At 55.0% G+C, this 18,247-nt stretch carries 15 protein-coding genes; 10 read left to right on the top strand and 5 right to left on the bottom strand.

The annotated features are described in order from the left end of the window. Positions 1–27 precede the first annotated feature (27 nt). The 3 genes from lpxD to PORUE0001_RS01055 form a co-directional block, all read right to left on the bottom strand. Positions 28–1,056 carry a UDP-3-O-(3-hydroxymyristoyl)glucosamine N-acyltransferase gene (gene lpxD, locus PORUE0001_RS01065; protein ID WP_007364611.1) on the bottom strand — a complete coding sequence of 343 codons (1,029 nt, stop codon included), beginning with the start codon at positions 1,054–1,056 and terminating at the stop codon, positions 28–30. A 16-nt stretch (positions 1,057–1,072) separates the two neighbouring features. After that, positions 1,073–1,906, bottom strand: a complete 834-nt coding sequence (pyrF, locus tag PORUE0001_RS01060; protein ID WP_007364619.1) for an orotidine-5'-phosphate decarboxylase — start codon at positions 1,904–1,906, stop codon at positions 1,073–1,075. A 221-nt stretch (positions 1,907–2,127) separates the two neighbouring features. Next, complete coding sequence (locus tag PORUE0001_RS01055) at positions 2,128–2,757, bottom strand: 50S ribosomal protein L25/general stress protein Ctc (RefSeq protein WP_039865196.1); 630 nt, start codon at positions 2,755–2,757, stop codon at positions 2,128–2,130. 678 nt (positions 2,758–3,435) lie between these two features. Between PORUE0001_RS01055 and PORUE0001_RS01045 the strand changes: the two genes are divergently transcribed. The 4 genes from PORUE0001_RS01045 (at position 3,436) to PORUE0001_RS01030 (ending at position 8,988) form a co-directional block, all read left to right on the top strand. Further along, complete coding sequence (locus tag PORUE0001_RS01045) at positions 3,436–4,815, top strand: tryptophanase (RefSeq protein WP_007364617.1); 1,380 nt, start codon at positions 3,436–3,438, stop codon at positions 4,813–4,815. Between the two features lie 127 nt (positions 4,816–4,942). Beyond that, positions 4,943–5,560 carry a recombination mediator RecR gene (recR, locus tag PORUE0001_RS01040; protein WP_007364610.1) on the top strand — a complete coding sequence of 206 codons (618 nt, stop codon included), beginning with the start codon at positions 4,943–4,945 and terminating at the stop codon, positions 5,558–5,560. 7 nt (positions 5,561–5,567) lie between these two features. Beyond that, positions 5,568–7,607 (top strand): NAD-dependent DNA ligase LigA, encoded by a 2,040-nt coding sequence (ligA, locus tag PORUE0001_RS01035; RefSeq protein ID WP_007364639.1) that lies wholly within the window; start codon positions 5,568–5,570, stop codon positions 7,605–7,607. A gap of 22 nt (positions 7,608–7,629) precedes the next feature. Next, positions 7,630–8,988 carry an MATE family efflux transporter gene (locus PORUE0001_RS01030; RefSeq protein WP_007364602.1) on the top strand — a complete coding sequence of 453 codons (1,359 nt, stop codon included), beginning with the start codon at positions 7,630–7,632 and terminating at the stop codon, positions 8,986–8,988. Between the two features lie 127 nt (positions 8,989–9,115). On the opposite strand, the gene PORUE0001_RS01025 is transcribed toward PORUE0001_RS01030, so the two are convergent. After that, a complete protein-coding gene (locus PORUE0001_RS01025; protein ID WP_007364625.1) occupies positions 9,116–9,388 on the bottom strand; it encodes an HU family DNA-binding protein in 273 nt (90 codons plus the stop codon). A 790-nt stretch (positions 9,389–10,178) separates the two neighbouring features. On the opposite strand from PORUE0001_RS01025, the gene purH reads away from it, so the two are divergent. Genes purH through rodA form a run of 6 tightly spaced genes read left to right on the top strand, consistent with a single transcriptional unit; the run spans position 10,179 to position 17,518 of the window. Next, positions 10,179–11,696, top strand: a complete 1,518-nt coding sequence (purH, locus tag PORUE0001_RS01020; protein ID WP_007364643.1) for a bifunctional phosphoribosylaminoimidazolecarboxamide formyltransferase/IMP cyclohydrolase — start codon at positions 10,179–10,181, stop codon at positions 11,694–11,696. 24 nt (positions 11,697–11,720) lie between these two features. Beyond that, a complete protein-coding gene (locus PORUE0001_RS01015) occupies positions 11,721–12,743 on the top strand; it encodes a rod shape-determining protein (protein ID WP_007364613.1) in 1,023 nt (340 codons plus the stop codon). Between the two features lie 42 nt (positions 12,744–12,785). After that, positions 12,786–13,661 carry a rod shape-determining protein MreC gene (gene mreC / locus PORUE0001_RS01010; protein ID WP_007364591.1) on the top strand — a complete coding sequence of 292 codons (876 nt, stop codon included), beginning with the start codon at positions 12,786–12,788 and terminating at the stop codon, positions 13,659–13,661. Then, positions 13,658–14,176, top strand: a complete 519-nt coding sequence (mreD, locus tag PORUE0001_RS01005) for a rod shape-determining protein MreD (RefSeq protein WP_100067356.1) — start codon at positions 13,658–13,660, stop codon at positions 14,174–14,176. The genes mreC and mreD overlap by 4 nt, the downstream gene beginning before the upstream one ends. Before the next feature lie 11 nt (positions 14,177–14,187). Beyond that, positions 14,188–16,044 carry a penicillin-binding transpeptidase domain-containing protein gene (locus PORUE0001_RS01000; protein WP_007364599.1) on the top strand — a complete coding sequence of 619 codons (1,857 nt, stop codon included), beginning with the start codon at positions 14,188–14,190 and terminating at the stop codon, positions 16,042–16,044. Positions 16,045–16,060: 16 nt separating this feature from the next. Beyond that, positions 16,061–17,518, top strand: coding sequence for a rod shape-determining protein RodA (rodA, locus tag PORUE0001_RS00995; RefSeq protein WP_007364638.1), 1,458 nt, complete (start codon positions 16,061–16,063; stop codon positions 17,516–17,518). Positions 17,519–17,848: 330 nt separating this feature from the next. Here the strand turns inward: rodA and PORUE0001_RS09755 are convergent. Beyond that, positions 17,849–18,247, bottom strand: a 399-nt coding sequence (locus PORUE0001_RS09755) for an integrase core domain-containing protein (protein WP_007364622.1), incomplete at its 5' end; no start/stop codon positions are given.

Below are 18,247 nucleotides of genomic sequence, written 5' to 3'. Positions count from 1 at the left end.
TGAGTATGTCTGCTTTTACAAATGAGTCTATTTCGTTTCCGAAGAAGATTGCTCTTCGAGCTTGTCTACACGACGCATCAGCTCAGGAAGCTTGGGAAGCATGGCAAAGGCGCGCAAAGCTTTGCCCACAGGCATAGCGGGAGCTCCCATCACAACGCTGTGCGGTTGGAGATTGCCCAGCACGCCAGTCTGGCCGCCGAGCTGCGAGTGGTCGCCCACCGTGAGGTGACCCGCGATGCCCACCTGACCGCCCAGCTGGCACCACTCCTTGATGTGTGCCGAGCCTGCTAGTCCCGCCTGAGCTGCGATAACCGTGTGCTCGTCGACCGTACAGTTGTGCGCGATCTGTACAAGGTTGTCGATCTTGACACCCGACGCTATGCGCGTCACGCCCATCGTAGCGCGATCTATGCAACTATTCGCTCCTATCTCCACATTGTCTCCTATCTCCACGTGTCCTATCTGCGGGATCTTGTCATAGCCATGCTCCGTAGGGGCAAAGCCAAAGCCGTCGGCACCGATCACCGTGCCCGCATGAATGCGACAATGATGCCCGATGACGCTGTCCGAGTAAAGCGTAACCCGTGGATGTAGCGTCGTGTGGTCACCGATAGAGCAGTTAGTCCCGATGACGCAGTGTGCCGATATGACGACCTGCTCGCCCAGCTTGACATCTGCTTCGATGCAAGCGTACGGGCCAATGATGCACTCCTTGGGGATTGTCACCGAAGGGTCCACGATAGCCGTCGGATGGACACCCGTCCAGCGTGGTTCCTGCTGAGAGACGTAGAGACGCATCAGCTGCGAGAGCGTCTCGTAAGGGTTTGCCACACGGATCAGCGTCGTAGGGCAAGGCTGTGTCGGAGTAAACTTCTCGTCAACGAGTACCGCCGAGGCGTGTGTCGTGTAGAGGAAGGGCTCGTACTTCATATTGGCGAGAAAGCTCAAGTCACCCGCCTTCGCCTGCTCAATACCTGCGAAGCCTTGTAGCTGAGCCGTGCCGTCGCCCTCTAGGGTACCACCGATTAGCTTAGCAATGTCTGCAACTGTGTACATCTACCTTATTATATAGTTAGTCTATGATACCCTTGTCGATCAGCGTCCGCTCCATCTGACGGGCTAGATCAGAGGCAGCTTGCGCAGCAGCCGAGGCAAAGCGCTCGTCATTGCCCGCATAGATGATACCACGCGAACTATTGACGATCAGACCGCAGTCGCTCGTCATCGCATGCTCAGCGACCGCCTCCAGACTACCACCCTGAGCGCCTACACCTGGCACGAGGAGGAAGGCATTGGGAGCCACCGCACGCACACGCTCCATCAGATTGCTCTGCGTAGCGCCCACGACGAACATGATATGGTCAGCACCCTCCCAGCTCAGCGCCGTCTGGAGCACCTGCTCGAAGAGACAAGTCTCCTCGCCCGTATGGAGCATCTGAAAGTCCTGCGCACCCTGATTGCTCGTCAAGGCGAGTAGGATCACCCACTTGTCGCTATACTCAAGGAAAGGTAGCACACTGTCGCTCCCCATGTAGGGTGCCACGGTGAGGGCATCCACCTTAAAGTTTTCGTAGAAGGCCCGTGCATACATCTTGCTCGTGTTGCCTATATCCCCCCGCTTAGCATCGGCGATGATCAGTTGCTCAGGATAGCGCTGACGTATGTAGTCCACCGTATCGCCGAAGACCTGCATACCAAAAGCCCCCAGCGTCTCGTAGAAAGCCAAGTTGAGCTTGAAGGCTATAGCATACTGTGCCGTGGCATCAACGATCGCCTTGTTAAAGTCCAGGATAGGATTATCCCCCTTCAGCAGGTGCGGAGGCAACTTCTGTATATCTGGATCAAGACCTACGCAGAGATAGCTCCGCTTGGCCCGTATTTGTGCTATGATTTGCTCGCGATTCATGAGATAATCTACTATTTATTTGAAGTGAGTAGTCGTATACGGTCTACTAAGGTAGTGAAAAAGTATCATATAGGTACCATACACCCGACAAACATCGGTGTTGCAAACCCCACGAGTACCCCTAGTATAAAGGAGAGCCTACAATCCCGCATGAGGGACTGTAGGCTCTCCTCGTATGATTCTAGACGATATACGCTAAGTCGCGTATCGCTAGACAGCGACTACTCGTTGCTCTGCTCCTCAGAGTCACCGTGCTCCTCGCTCTCATCTCCAGCAGCGTCTGCGACACCCTTACCACGAGCGGCACGTGTCAGCTTGACACCGCAAACGACAGCCTGTGGAGCGTCTACTAGCTCAAGACCCTCGAAGGAGAGCTCGTGTACCTGGATCGTCTTGCCCAGCTTGAGGTTGTTCACATCGATCACCAGATTCTCAGGGATCTTGTCGTAGATAGCGCGTACACGCAGTGTGCGCTTCTCACGAACCAGCTTACCACCAGCTCGCACACCGATAGCGTGACCCTCGAGGATGACTGGTACGCGCATGACGATAGGCTTCTCCTCGCTCACCTCGTAGAGGTCTGCGTGGAGCGTCTTGTCACTTACTGGGTGAAACTGTACATCCTTCAGTACAGCCTTGTGTTGCTTACCCTCTACGTCTAGCTCGATGAGATAGATCTCAGGAGTGTAGATCAGCTTGTTTAGGTCGTCAGCCTTGACGACGAGATGCTTTGTCTCGCTACCCCCATAGAGGACTACAGGTACGAGCTCCTCACGACGGAGAGCCTTGGTAGCTTTCTTGCCGAGCTGGTCGGCCTGGCGCACAGTAGCGCTAAGATTAAAATGCTTCATTAGTACAAATAGTTAGTGTTACTCAAAATTAGTCTTGCTAATCTCCCATTACACTGTGGCACTCTGCCAGAGCCCATACCTAGCGCATCAAGACGACAGCGCCAGACACGCACCAGCTCCACTAGAGACCAAAGAGCCCCCTCACACAAGAGCGGGGTGTACAATTGGATTCATAGGAAAACCGTCGGCAAAGGTACAACTTTTTTAGCAAATGCCACTTACGACCTCCTAATCGCCATACCTCCAGCAAGCTACACGACCTCAGCAATCCATGCCTCCTCAATCAAATCCGATATCCACCGAGGAAATCGGAAATCTCCAGCGAGCAAACGAAAATTCTCCACGGAGCCGGGAAATAAAAGTTCGGAAGAATGAAATGAAACTTCGGAAGAAGCAAATCAAAGTTCCGATGAATTTTTCGATTCCTCCGTGGAGGATTTTCATTTTCTACCGAGGCATTTTCGATTTCCTCGGAGGTGTGGCGTCGGGGGCTTCGAAGGGTGTCGGAGTGCATCGTAGCCATCGACTGGAGGAGCAAAGCCCCAAACGAGCGATGAGGGCGAGATAAAGTCTTCGAGTATCATGCGTCGGACCCTGTCGTTCGTGCACCCAGAAGGTGATGAGTTTGGATTTTTCCGTATCTTTGGAGCTACGAAACAATAACTAAATAGAACTGATATGGAGATACCTTTTTCCGAGGCATACCGCATTAAGATGGTAGAGCCAATACATAAGAGTACGCGTGAGCAGCGCGAGCAGTGGATTCGCCAGGCACACTACAACCTCTTCAGCCTCAAGTCGTCACAGGTCTTTATCGATGTCCTCACCGACTCGGGTACGGGCGCTATGAGTGACCGTCAGTGGGCTGGCATCATGGTTGGCGATGAGAGCTATGCGGGTGCTTCCTCTTTCCAAAACCTCAAGGACGCTGTCGAGAAGATCTGCACCTTCCCGCTCGTAATCCCTACACACCAGGGCCGTGCTGCTGAGAATGTGCTTTACTCGGCTACGCTCAAGGAGGGCGATATCGTACCGGGCAACTCACACTTTGACACGACGAAGGGACACATTGAGTTTCGCAAGGCTGTAGCCGTAGACTGCACGATCGATGCGGCTAGCAATACGGAGCTGGAGCTACCCTTCAAGGGGGAGATGGATCTGAACAAGCTGGAGGATTGCTTCAAGAAGTACCCTAAGGAGCAGATCCCTATGTGCGTCCTGACGGTGACGAACAATACGGCTGGCGGTCAGCCCGTCTCTATGAAGAATGTACGTGAGACGAGCGAGCTGTGCCACAAGTACGGCATCCCCCTACAGATCGACGGCGCTCGCTTTGCTGAGAATGCTTACTTCATTAAGACTCGTGAGGAGGGCTACGCTGACAAGTCAATCAAGGAGATCGTCCGTGAGATGCTTAGCTACGCTGACATCATGACCATGTCTAGCAAGAAGGACGCTGTGGTCAACATGGGTGGCTTCCTCGCTATGCGTGACGAGGAGCTCTATCACAAGTGCTCTATGTATGCCGTGATGAACGAGGGCTTCCTCACCTACGGCGGTATGAACGGTCGTGATATGAATGCGCTCGCTATCGGTCTGGATGAGAACACGGAGTTTGACATGCTCGATACCCGCATCCGTCAGGTGGCTTACCTCGGTAGCAAGCTAGACGAGTACGGCGTACCCTATCAGCGTCCTGCTGGTGGACACGCTATCTTCCTCGATGCGAAGAAGATCCTGACGCACGTTCCCAAGGAGGAGTTTATCGCTCAGACACTCGGCATCGAACTTTACCTAGAGGCTGGCATCCGTGGTGTCGAGATCGGCTCTATCCTAGCAGACCGTGACCCCAAGACGGGCGAGAACCGCTACCCCAAGCTGGAGCTACTCCGCCTGGCTATACCACGTCGTACCTACACGAACAATCATATGGACGTCATCGCAGCAGCCTGCAAGAATGTCTACGACCGTCGTGAGTCGATCACACGTGGTTACGTCATCACCCGTGAGCTACCCGTACTACGTCACTTCACGGTAGAGCTAGAGCCTGCTAAGTAAGCGCACTACAAGACAATAGTAATAGAACATCCTCTAGGGACGAAAGAGTCTTTCGTCTCTAGAGGATTGCTTTTTCTAGTGAAAGAGCTGTCTCCATTTTCGTATCTTTGTGCCGACCTACTAAACTATGAAAGATCAGTACCCCTCCCAATGGCTCGAGCGCGCCGTAGACCAGCTCTCCTTGCTTCCTGGCATAGGACGCAAGACGGCGATGCGTATGGCACTGCACCTGCTTCGTCAGCCTCCCTCCTATGCACAGCATCTGGGGGAAGCGATCATAGACCTTCGCCAGAAGATCTGCTACTGCGAGCGGTGCCACTGCATCAGCGACAGCCCGCTCTGCGACATTTGCTCTGATCCACAGCGTGACCAGAGCACCGTCTGCGTGGTCGAGCAGGTGAAGGACGTACTAACCATAGAGCAGACGCACCGCTACAAAGGCCTTTACCATGTATTGGGCGGAATCATCTCTCCCATAGATGGCATCACGCCAAACGACCTAGAGATCGAGTCACTCTACGAGCGTGTCCAGGAGGAGCCGGTACGTGAGGTGATCCTCGCCATACGCTCGACCCTAGAGGGCGACACGACCAACTACTATATCTATAAGCGCCTAGAGTCTACGGGTGTGCTGGTCTCGCTCATCGCACGGGGTATCTCTATCGGCGACGAGATCGAGTATGCCGACGAGGTGACGCTCGGGAGTGCCATTGCGAATCGTACCCCCTTTGACCAAGTGAAGTAAACCCCTTATGACACCTAATAGTACAGAGCTAGAGATTGAGCAACTGCGCAAAACCATCGAACAGCACAACCGCGCTTACTACCTAGACAACGCTCCGACCATTAGCGATGCGGACTACGATGCGCTGATGCAGCGACTCCTGACGTTGGAGGCAGAGCACCCAGAGTTTGCAGACCCCACTTCGCCATCGCTCCGTGTGGGGCGAGATCGCAACGATGCTTTCGTCCAGGTGGCGCATGAGCAGCCGATGCTTTCGCTCTCAAATACGTACAACTACGATGAGATCGCTGAGATCTGCAAGCGTACCGACACGCTCCTAGCTACGGACGATGTGCCGTGGGTGGCGGAGATGAAGTACGACGGCTCCTCCATATCGCTCATCTACGAGGAGGGCGTGCTGGCGCGTGCCGTGACGCGAGGTGACGGAACGCTCGGCGATGATGTGACGGTCAATGTACGGACGATCCAGTCGGTGCCACTCCGTCTGCACTCTATTGCGGGGCATCCCGACTATACGAGGGGGCGCATCGAGGTGCGGGGCGAAGTGCTACTTCCCTTCAAGGAGTTCGAGCGACTCAATGGGGAGCGCACGGCTGAGAGCGAAGCGCCTTTTGCCAATCCTCGCAATGCGGCGGCTGGTACGCTCAAGACACTGAATAGTCGCATCGTGGCGCAGCGCCGTCTGCTCTGCATCTGCTACTACCTCTATGCGCTGGACGATGAGACTCGTCTGCCAGACAGTTACTATGAGCGGATGAAGCTACTCGAGGAGATGGGCTTTGACACGGGCGTTGCGCCATTTAAGAGTAGTGACCTGTCGGCGCTATACCATTATATAGATGAGTGGGACGTGCAGCGGGGCGACCTGCCCTACGCCACGGACGGTATCGTCCTCAAGGTGGATAGTCTCACACAGCAACGCGTGCTCGGCAATACGGCGAAGTCGCCACGCTGGGCTTTTGCCTACAAGTATCAGCCAGAGAATGCGCGCGCAGAGCTTCTCTCGGTGGACTATCAGGTGGGTCGCTCGGGCATTGTCACGCCAGTGGCCAATGTGGAGCCAGTCCTTATCTCGGGGACGGTGGTGCGTCGCGCTACGCTACACAATGAGGAGTTCATCAAGAGTCTCGACCTGCACTACCACGACTACGTATATATCGAGAAGGGCGGGGAGATCATCCCCAAGATTACCGCCGTGGAGCCAAGCCTCAGACGACCCGAGGCGGAGCCTGTACGACTACCTGAGCGCTGTCCCGCTTGTGGTGCGCCACTCCAGCAGATCGATGGCTCGGTGGGCTACTACTGCGTCAATAGCTACGCCTGCCCGCCACAGATCATGGGGCGGATCGAGCACTACTGCACACGCAGAGCTGCCGATATCAACGTGGGACCTGAGACGATCGACGCACTCTTTGACAGACATCTTATCGAAAACATCGACGACCTCTACAAGCTCACCGCTAGCGATCTAGCGCAACTGCCAAACTTTAAGGAGAAGTCAATCAATAACCTCCTCGCCAGCATTGAACAGTCGAAGGGTCGCCCCTTTGCTCGTCTGCTCTACGGCATCGGCATCCGCTTCGTCGGCGAAGGCACGGCGAAGACACTGGCACGACACTTCCAGAGCATTGACCGACTAGCCCAGGCAACCGCCTACGAGCTACAGGCACTCCCCGACGTGGGTCCGAAGATAGCCGAGCAGGTCGTTTACTTCTTCTCTCTAGAACGCAACCAGCAGTTGATCGCAGAGCTACAGCGCTGTGGCGTCCGACTCGAAGAGTGCGCCGAGGAGGCGACCGACATGCCCCAGTCCAACCGTCTAGAGGGCGAGCGGATCGTTATCTCAGGCAGCTTCACCCAGCACAGCCGTGACGAATACAAGCAGCTCATCGAGCAGCACGGCGGGACCAACGTGGGAAGCATCTCGAGCCGTACGACCTTCGTCCTGATGGGTAGCGACATGGGACCCTCCAAGCGTGCCAAAGCGGAGCAACTCGGCATCCCGCTCGTCACGGAGGAGGAGTTTCTCGCACGTCTCAACTCTTAATCTTCGGTGCGATTCGAGTGATATGAGTTGGAGTACGTACTATCGGAGCTGTCAGGAGCACTTTCGTCCGCTGTTGCGTCTGGGTCTGCCCGTAATCATCGGGCAGGTGGGTTTGATCCTCGTGGGCTTTGCCGACAATGTGATGGTGAGCCATCATAGTCTGTCGGAGCTGGCGGCTGCTTCCTTCGTCAATAACTTCCTCAACTTGGTCATCATCTTCGGCATGGGCTTCTCCTACGGGCTGACCCCGCTGGTGGCGACCAATAAGGAGTGGGGACGCTCGGATCAGGTGGCGCACTACTTGGGACATAGCTTCCTGCTCAACCTGCTGATCGCCCTGCTGATCGGCGGAGGGCTTTTCCTCCTCGAGGGAAGCCTCGGCGCCTTTAACCTATCGGAGGAGCTACGCCCTATCGCCCTGCCCTACTACCGTATCCAGATCTTGGGCTTTATGGTGGTGATGCTCTTCAACACCTTCAAGCAGTACACCGAGGGAATGGGTGACACGCAGATTCCCATGTATATAACGCTGGCGGGCAATGTACTAAACATCGGGCTCAACTACCTCCTGATCTATGGCAAAGGGGGCTTCCCCGAGTGGGGCTTGTACGGAGCTGGTCTCTCAACGCTAGTAAGTCGTGTGGTGATGCTCATAGCGATCGTAGCTGTGACCGTCTTGTTGCCACGCTATCGTAAGATCTTAGATCGGGTCAAAAGTCTGCACTGGTCGTGGCGTGAGGGGCTGGTACCACTGTTGCGACTTGGTACGCCCGTAGCACTACAAATGGGTATGGAGGCGGCATCCTTCTCCGTGGCAGTCATCTTAGTTGCTCGCATTAGCACAGCAGCCTTGGCGGCGCATCAGATCATTGCGACAATTAGCACGCTAGGCTTCATGGTTTACTACGGCATCGGGGCTGCCACCGCAATCCGTAGTAGCACGCTCTTAGCGCAGGGGGAGCGACGAGAGACACGATACGTAGCCAGTGCGGGTGTCTACCTCTGTCTCTTTGTGGCGGCGGTGATGATGCCCCTCTTGGTCCTGTGCCGTGAGCCCGTGGTGCGCCTCTTCAATGCAGATCTTTCGGTCGCTGAGGCTACTTATCTAGCGCTCATCCCGCTTTGTCTCTACCAGATAGGCGATGCGCTACAGATCGTCTATGCCAATACCCTGAGGGGGATCAGCCGTGTGGCGATGCTAGCGCCAGCAGCTGCGCTGTGCCACCTGATTGTAGCGCCCACGATGGCGTGGCTCTTTGGCTTTGGTGTCGGACTGGAGGGCAATGGACCACAACTGATGGGTGTATGGTTTGCCTTCCCCGTTAGCCTGACGCTCTTGGGGCTCATCCTGCGGTACTCGTTTCGCCGTGCGACCAGGTAACTGACATCGAGGGCAGTAATATTAAAGAGAGGAGTAGACTCCATCGGGGTCTGCTCCTCTCTTTGTGTATCCATGCACCTCGGGAGGCGATAGCCTTCCTAGGGGCATCTATGTGAGTAGCTTGTGCTTACTTCTTGTTGATGTCTAGAGCCGTGCTTGGCTTAAACTTGATAGACTTGCTAGCCTTGATATCGATCGTCTTGCCAGAGCGTGGGTTGATGCCCTTGCGAGCAGCACGCTGAGAAACGTAGAATGAGCCAAAGCCTACGAGTGTGAGGCGCTCACCCTTCTTCATCTCCTCATGGATCGTCTCTACGATAGCCTCATAGACAGCCTTCGTGTCCTTCTGAGTTAGCTGCGCCTTGTCAGCAACAGTCTTGATGAAATCTGTTTTATTCATAGATAAACTTGTTTATGATTAGTGATAAAATTCTTTGTGTTTGAGGGTCCTTGCAAATGGTTTTGACGGCTTGTAGTGTAGTGCTCTAGAGCCGTTTAGTCCTATTCACGCTCCAAAGATAGTGTTTTTTTCATTACCTGCAACTATTTTGAGTGAAAATCGTCCACTAATCTCGCTCTGAGCGCTGTTTTGAGGCAAAAAGAGCGCTCTCGAAGTGATAAAAGCGCCTTACCCCTTAGACTCCGCAAGTCGGGAAGCCCCACAAAATCGCCATGCGGGAGATGCCCCGATTTCAATTTCTCCTGAGGAAATAGGAAGTCTCCAGCGAGCAAACAAAAATTCTCCACGGAGCCGGGAAATAAAAGTTCGGAAGAATGAAATGAAACTTCGGAAGAAGCAAATCAAAGTTCGGAAGAATTTTTTTATTGCTCCGTGGAGGATTTTTGTTTGCTCGCTGGAGATTTTCGATTTCCTCGGAGGTGTGGGCTGAGTGGCGGTGATCGGCTGTCAACTGCTAGCGGGCGATTAGCGAGAGACATCGGAGCTATCGGAGCCATCAGAGCCATCGGAAAAGTCGAACTTCTAGCCTCTAATATCTAACTTCTAACCTCTAATATCTAATCTCTAACCTCTACCTCCTCTTCTGCTCTACAAAGTGTCGGGAAAAAGGCTCTTTTATCGGCTCTTTTTACTACCTTTGTAGCTACTGTAGCTATGACCCACATATTGCTCTGCTTAGGGGTTGCCTAGGAGAGCTACTATTCACCCTATACCACACGCCACAAGGCTTATGACCACAAGACCTATCCGACGAGCCCTCATATCAGTCTATCACAAGGAGGGCATCGATCGTATCGCACAGATACTACACGCTGCCGAGGTAGAGATCGTCTCCACTGGAGGTACCCAAGAGTATATCGAGTCGCTCGGTATACCCTGCACAGCCGTTGAGTCGCTGACCGCTCTGCCCTCTATCCTAGGAGGACGCGTCAAGACGCTCCACCCGATGATCTTCGGCGGTATCCTCGCTCGGCGAGACAATGCGCATGACGAGGAGCAGGTAGCGCAGTATGCGCTTCCCCTGATAGACCTTGTGATCGTGGATCTATACCCCTTTGCAGAGACCGTCGCTAGTGGCGCCAGCGAGGAGGAGATCATTGAGAAGATAGACATAGGCGGTATCTCCCTCATACGTGCTGCTGCAAAGAACTACCACGACGTGCTCATCTGCTCGCACCGTGACCAGTACGATGGGCTAATCGATCTGCTGGAGCGTGACGGATGCACCACGACTCTCCCCGAGCGGAGGAGCTATGCGCTACGTGCCTTTGAGGTGACAGCGACTTACGACAGTGACATCTTCAACTACTTTGACGCTGGTGCTCACACCGCACTACATCTCTCTGGTCGCAACCCGCGCGTCCTACGCTATGGCGAGAATCCTCACCAGATGGGCTTCTTCTATGGAGACTTGGATCACTACTTTGACAAGCTACAGGGCAAGGAGCTCTCCTACAACAATCTGCAGGACCTCGACGCAGCCGTGCATCTCATTCAGGAGTTTGAGGCTCCCACCTTTGCGATCCTCAAGCACACCAACCCGTGCGGAGTAGCGTCTCGTGAGACCATCTCGGAGGCTTGGCAGGCGGCTTATGAGGCTGATACGGAATCACCCTTTGGCGGTATCCTGGTAGCAAATAGACCGATAGACCAGCAGACGGCAGAGCAGATCTCACACATCTTCTTTGAGGTACTCATCGCACCCGACTTTGACACCGAAGCTTTGCAGATATTAGGTCAAAAGTCAAAGCGTATCCTCCTCCTGCAGAAGGCACCTCTGCCCGACCAAGACAGCGTCCGCTCAGCAGTGGGAGGCTACCTAGTACAGACGCCTGACGTACTCTCCGAGCCTGTCGTCTACACCTCTGTCACGGAGACTACACCCACTGAAGATGAGATGGCCGACATACGCATGGCCGAGAGCATCGTCAAGTACTGCAAGAGCAATGCACTGGCTATCGTCCGAGACAGCCAGCTCCTCGCAACAGGCATCGGTCAGACCTCTCGTGTCTCTGCACTCAGACAAGCGATCCAGAAGGCGCACAACTTTGGCTTTGATCTCAAGGGAGCTGTCCTAGCGAGCGATGCATTCTTTCCCTTCCGTGACTGTGTAGACCTAGCTGCTGCAGCGGGCATCACGGCTATCGTACAGCCTGGCGGATCGATACGCGACCAGGAGAGCATCGATGCGTGCAACGAGCAGGGCGTCGCCATGGTGACGACAGGGGTACGCCACTTTAGACATTAATCATTAGTCACAACCAAACGATATATGGGACTATTCAAACTAAGACAAGAACTAGCTATAGACCTCGGCACAGCTAATACAATCATAATGAAGGATGGCAAGATCGTCTTCGACGAGCCTAGTGTCATCGCCTTCGACCGTCGCAATGACGAGGTGATCGCCGTGGGCACGAAGGCTCGGGAGATCTATGAAAAGGGTCACGAGTACATTCGCTCGGTGCGTCCCCTCAGAGATGGTGTCATAGCGGACTTTGACGCAGCTGAGAAGATGATCCGAGGCATGGTCAAGCAGATCAACAAGAAGTCGCACTCGCTCTTCTCCCCTTCGCTACGTATGGTCGTCAGCGTGCCTTCGGGCAGTACGGAGGTGGAGATACGTGCGGTGAAGGACTCAAGCGAGCACGCTGGCGGTCGTGATGTCTACATGCTCTACGAGTCAATGGCTGCTGCGATCGGTATCGGCATTGACGTCCTCGCACCTGAGGGCAACATGGTCGTGGACATAGGCGGTGGAACGACTGAGATAGCTGTCATCTCGCTCGGAGGTATCTCCTCGAAGCAGTCGATACGTGTGGCTGGTGATGAGTTTACCCACGACATTATGGAGTACATGCGCCAGAAGCACAATGTACGTGTCGGTGAGCGCACCGCAGAGCAGATCAAGATCGAGGTGGGTAGCGCTCTAGCTGAGCTAGACAACGCTCCCGAGGACTTCGTCGTCACCAGTGCCGACCTGATGGACTCTCTGCCACGACAGATCAGCGTCTCCTATCAAGAGATAGCTCAGTGTCTCGACAAGTCTATTGTCAAGATCGAGAGCGCTATCCTCAGGACGCTCGAGAGTACGCCTCCCGAGCTCTACACCGATGTGACGCAAAACGGTATCTCCCTGACAGGCGGTGGCGCACTCCTACGTGGTCTAGCCGAGAGACTGACACGTCGCTTCGCTATACAGTTCAACGTCCCCGAGGATCCACTGCGCGCTGTGGCTATGGGCACCGACAAGGCGCTCAAGAATGTAGATAGTTACAACTTTCTCATTCACTAAAAGGGTCGTCACGTGGCGCTATAGTAGCAACAAAAGATAGCAATGCGTCGTCTCCTCGAACTCCTTCGTGCGAACCTGCACTGGGTGCTCCTAGTGGTGTGTGAGGCGATTGCCTTGCTCCTACTCTTTCATGGCAGTCTCTACCACTCATTCGTGGGAGCGGCTGCCAGTTCGTCTGTCGTGGGGAGGATTCACAGCGAGGGCGCACGCTGGCGCTCTTACCTCTCGCTACAGCAAGAGAACCAGCAGCTCACGGCTCAGCTAGCCTCGCTCGAGGGGCGCTACCTGGCTTTGCAGAGACAGTTCGAGTATCTCCTCGCAGACACCGTTGTACCGCAGGTGCTGACACCTTTAGACTCCTTAGACACCATCGTACGGGAGGAACCCAACTTTACCTTTGTGACAGCACGGGTAGTAAGCTTGACCTACCTTAAGGCAAACAATATGATGACCATAGACCGTGGCGCACGTGACGGCATCAAGCCCAATATGGGCGTAGTCTCCCAGAGCGGTGTCGTAGGCATCGTAGCTCAGGTGGGACCTCGCTACGCAACGGTCGTACCGCTCATCAACGAGAGCCTAACCCTCAGCTGTATGACCCTCCGCGAGGGGCATGTGGGAGACCTCTCTTGGCGACAAAAGCTCTCGCCTGAGGAGGGCATCGTGCGGGGCTTGCCGAAGCATGCGCACCTAGCTGTCGGGGATACGCTCGTAACGAGTGGCTACTCCGCCATCTTCCCCCCAGGTATGATGATCGGTCGGCTAGAAGGCAACGGCGCCCAGGGCACTCGTATCACTTATCGTAAGGAACTCCCTGTCCTCCTGGCGACAGACTTCGGACAGCTACACCACGTCTACGTGATAACGGGGGGCAATACGATCAATCTAGAAGAGCAAGCGAGCAGAGAGGAGCTATGAGACTACAGATGATATGGACGACCCTAGGCATCGTACTGCTGGTACTGCTGCAGGTAGAGGTCTTTAACTACATACAGCTCTTTCGCTATGCGACCCCTTCGGTCTATCTCTTTGCGCTGCTACTCTTTAGCGTAGATACTCCGAAAGAGTGGCTCACTCTCGTCGGAGCACTCGTCGGACTCTCCGTCGACCTGCTCAGTGGCACGCCCGGATTGCACATGGCAGCCCTGACACTCGTCGGCTTCCTGCGCAACTACCTCCTAGCTCCCGCCGTCGATATCGAGAGCAACCTACGACGTGCGCCCTCCATGCGGATACATGGCTGGGGCATCTGGCTAGTCATCCTAGAGATGGTAGCGATCCACCAGTTTATCCTCTTCACGCTCGACTCGCTAGGTGGCTTCGACTGGGAGTACTACGCCCTACGGCTGGGTAGTAGTATGCTCCTGACCTATCTCATCGTGATGATCCTGCAGATGCTCTTCCTAGAGCACCTACCACGGCATCAGAGCTAGCGGATCAGCTTATGGAGCGCCCACACCGTCGACTACGCATCGCCGTACTCCCGTTGATCGCTATAGGCATCGTCGCACTATACATCACACGGCTCGGCTACCTGCAGCTCGTCAGCACAGAGTACAAGGAGCGCGCCATGCACAATGCCCTTTACGAGGAAGTTATCTTCCCCGACCGTGGTGTCATCTATGACCGCAAAGGGACCCTCCTCGTCTACAACGAGCCAGCTTACGACCTCCTCGTCACTACAAAAGAGCTCGCCGACACCCTCGACACGCCCCTACTGGCGAGCCTCCTCCACACCTCCGAGCAGGAGCTCGACGAGCGCATGACTGCCCTAAGAGACCGCTCCATCAATCCTGGTTACTCGCCCTTTACGCCACAACTCTTCTGGTCACAGCTCACTAGCGAAGAGGCAGGATTCATACAGGAGCAACTCTTTCGGCTACCAGGCTTCACGCTCCGACCACGCGCTGTGCGTCGCTCCGACCAGCCTAATGCCGCTCTCCTACTCGGCTACCTTGGCGAGTCCAGTCCTGAGGAACTCAAAGCCGACAGCACCCTCGCACTCGGACAGTACGTCGGCAAGAGTGGCGTAGAGCGCACCTACGACAAACTCTTGCGAGGGCGCAACGGAGTCAATCTTCTGCTCCGTGATGCCCGTGGTAGGATACAAGGCAGCTACAACGAAGGCGCCGACGACATTGAGGCGATCCCAGGCGAAGACCTAACCCTCAGCATCGATATAGGACTGCAGAGCCTAGGCGAAAAGCTCATGCAGGGCAAAAGAGGCGCCATCGTCATGATCGAACCCAAGAGTGGCGAAGTACTCTGCCTCGTCTCCTCGCCCACTTACGACGTACGCATGCTACAAGGCAAGAGCTTAGGCAAGGCGCATCAGCAACTCATCCTACAGGAGGGCAAGCCACTCTTCAACCGTGCCATCATGGGTACCTATCCCCCAGGCTCTACCTTCAAGCCCGCCATGGGAGCCGTGATGCTTCAGGAGCATCTCGTCACCACCTCCACACTCCTCTCCTGCGCTCGTGGTTATCCTCGTATGCGTGGACGACCCGCCTGCCACGGTCACGCCTCTCCACTCAATCTGCGCAGTGCCTTGACCACCTCCTGCAACGCTTACTTCTGCTGGGGCTTGCACTTCCTCCTCGACGACCGCTCCCGCTACCCGAGCGTGCAGGACGCACTCAATAAGTGGCGCGACTATATGGTAAACTTTGGCTTCGGATACAAGCTCGGCATCGACCTAGCTGGCGAAAACCGTGGCTTCATACCCAATAGCTCCGTCTACGACCGCGTATACAGTCGCTGGAACTCCTCCACCATCATCTCCCTCTCCATCGGTCAGGGCGAGGTACTACTCACGCCGCTACAGATGGCAAACCTCGCCTCCATCATCGCCAATAGAGGTTACTACTACACGCCCCACGTCGTCCGCAAGATCGAGCATACCCCGCTAGACACCCTCTTCACCACACCACACCACACGATGGTCTCGCCAGACTACTGGGAGGAGATAGCCCAGGGGATGCACGGCGCTGTCCTAGCGGGCACCTGTCGTCGGGCCAACTTCGCACCTGGCGAAATCAACGTATGTGGTAAGACAGGTACCGCCGAAAACCGCTTTGGCAAAGACCACTCCGCCTTCATCGGATTTGCACCCCTTGAAGAGCCCAAAGTGGCCATCAGCGTCTATGTCGAAAACGGTGGCTTCGGAGCTATCTTCGGCGTACCCATCGGACGCGTCATGATGGAGTACTACCTGCGTGATGGACAGCTATCGGGAGCTTCCCAAGCCATTGCCGAGCAGATCAGCCGACAGAAGATATTCTACTCACACGACCTATAAAGACCCAACGAGCAGCATGCCATACCTTAGCAAGCAACGACGTAGCAACCTCCTGATGCGCCTCGACTGGCCACTCATCATCCTCTACCTCCTGATGGTAGCGGGTGGTTGGCTCGCCATATGCGGAGCTACGTACGACTTCACACCTAGTCATCTCTTAGAGATGGGAGGGCGACCCATGCAGCAGCTCATATGGATCTCCCTAGCGCTCGTACTAGGCGGTGTGGTACTCCTCATAGACGAAGATCTCTTTGAGTCGGGGGCGCCCTACCTCTATATAGGCTTCATCCTGCTTCTTATCGTGACAGCCGTCGTAGCGCCCGATATCAAAGGCTCCCGCTCCTGGCTCGTCATGGGTCCCATCCGAGTGCAGCCCGCCGAGTTTGCCAAGCTCGGGACCGCACTCATGCTCGCCTACTGGCTCAACCGCCCCGAGTTCAAGCTCACCACCCTGCGAGGCTATCTAGAGGTCTTTGCCATCATACTCCTACCGATGGCAATCATCATCTTGCAAAGCGAGACTGGGTCAGCACTCGTCTTCTGCGCCTTCTTCCTAGCACTCTATCGTGAGGGACTCTCTGGCGCTTTCCTCCTACTCGCCTCGCTAGCGGTCACCCTCTTCGTCGTGGCGCTCATGCTAGCCGACGTTAGCTGGGGTGCTACCGACGCTAGCCGTCTGCTCATCTGTAGCATCATCTCCGTCGCCACCATCCTCTACCTCAGCAGCATCGTACGGTGGAAGCCCCGTGAGCGACGCATCTTGTGGATCGTCAGCATCGCATACTTCGTCGGCATGTATGTCTCTCTGCGCTGGTTGCTGATCGACTACAGCTACGTCGCACTGGCACTGATGAGCTGCATCATCCTCTTCTGCTTCATTCGCGCCTTGCTGCACTACTCACGCTCCTACCTCTTAGTCGGCATAGCCAGCTTAGGCTTGCTCGCCTTCTCGCTCTCTGTCGAGTACGTCTACAACGACATCCTCGCACCGCACCAGCAGATGCGTATCGCCGTCTCGCTCGGCATCGAGCAGGATCCACGAGGCGCTGGCTACAATGTGGATCAAGCTAAGATAGCTATCGGCTCAGGTGGTCTCCTAGGCAAAGGGTTCCTCCAGGGCACCCAGACGAAGCTCAAGTATGTTCCCGAGCAAGACACCGATTTCATCTTCTGCACCATCGGTGAGGAGCAAGGCTTTGCGGGGTCCGTCGGTCTGCTCCTCCTCTTCCTCACGATGATCCTACGCATCATGTGGCGAGCGGAGCAGCACCCCTCCACCTTCGGTCGGGTCTACGGCTACTGTCTGGCGTGCGTCTTCATCTTTCACCTGATGGTCAATGTGGGGATGGTGCTAGGACTAGTGCCCGTCATCGGCATCCCGCTCCCCTTCTTTAGCTATGGCGGCTCCTCGCTCTGGGGCTTCTCGCTGATGCTCGCCCTCTTCCTCAAGATCGACGCCTCGGGCAAGCGCTAATCCACTAGAAAGCTTCGTGAGAAAGCTCAATCGCTGACCAAAAGCGGTTGAGCTTTCTCGTTTTTGCACCGCAAAGCTCCACTATCTTCCCAAAGGCAGCCAGTAACCGCTCCTCCTAATACCCTGAACTCCTAATAGATACGAGTTCCAAAATCAGTTCTCCTCTTGGAACTTTTTAGTTCCAAGGGTGGAACTTTTCGGTTCCAAGGCAGGAACTTTTCAGTTCCAACGGAGGAACTGTCCTCTTCCTGAAAAAAGTACACAGTTGGGAAGGTGTTACTGAGATGGTACACGGGTTATTTTTGTTAGTCCTGTGAGTGTACTCATCTGTTAGTTTTGCTCCTGCTGGGGTACACGACTTGTGGTCGTTTTTACTGCGGAGGTACACAAAGATAGCTCTTTGTTGGGAGTTAAGCGGCATGGGCTCGGAGCTTTGAGGCTCGGAGCTTTTGGTGAATTGTTCTTAGAAATCTGTTTCTTAGATGGTTGTGTGGTTAGAGGGTTGGGGTAATCTGGTATGAGCATCTGCATCGGAGTCTTCTTGTTGAGGGCTCGATGAGGACGCGCTGTGTTATAGAGAGCAATCGTTTGCGAGAGGATCTCTCGAACTTCTTCTATGGGTTTGTCCTCAAAGTTGTAGAGCCAGTCGTTCTTGATGATCCCGTTAAGTCGCTCTGCCATAGCGTTGTGGAGAGGGTTGCCTGTCTGGGTGACGCTGGTTACGATGCC

This window comes from Porphyromonas uenonis 60-3, from assembly GCF_000174775.1.
Lineage (GTDB): Bacteria > Bacteroidota > Bacteroidia > Bacteroidales > Porphyromonadaceae > Porphyromonas > Porphyromonas uenonis_A.
The sequence above is the reverse complement of the archived record's forward strand: the minus strand, read 5'-3'. Positions and strand labels throughout refer to the sequence as shown.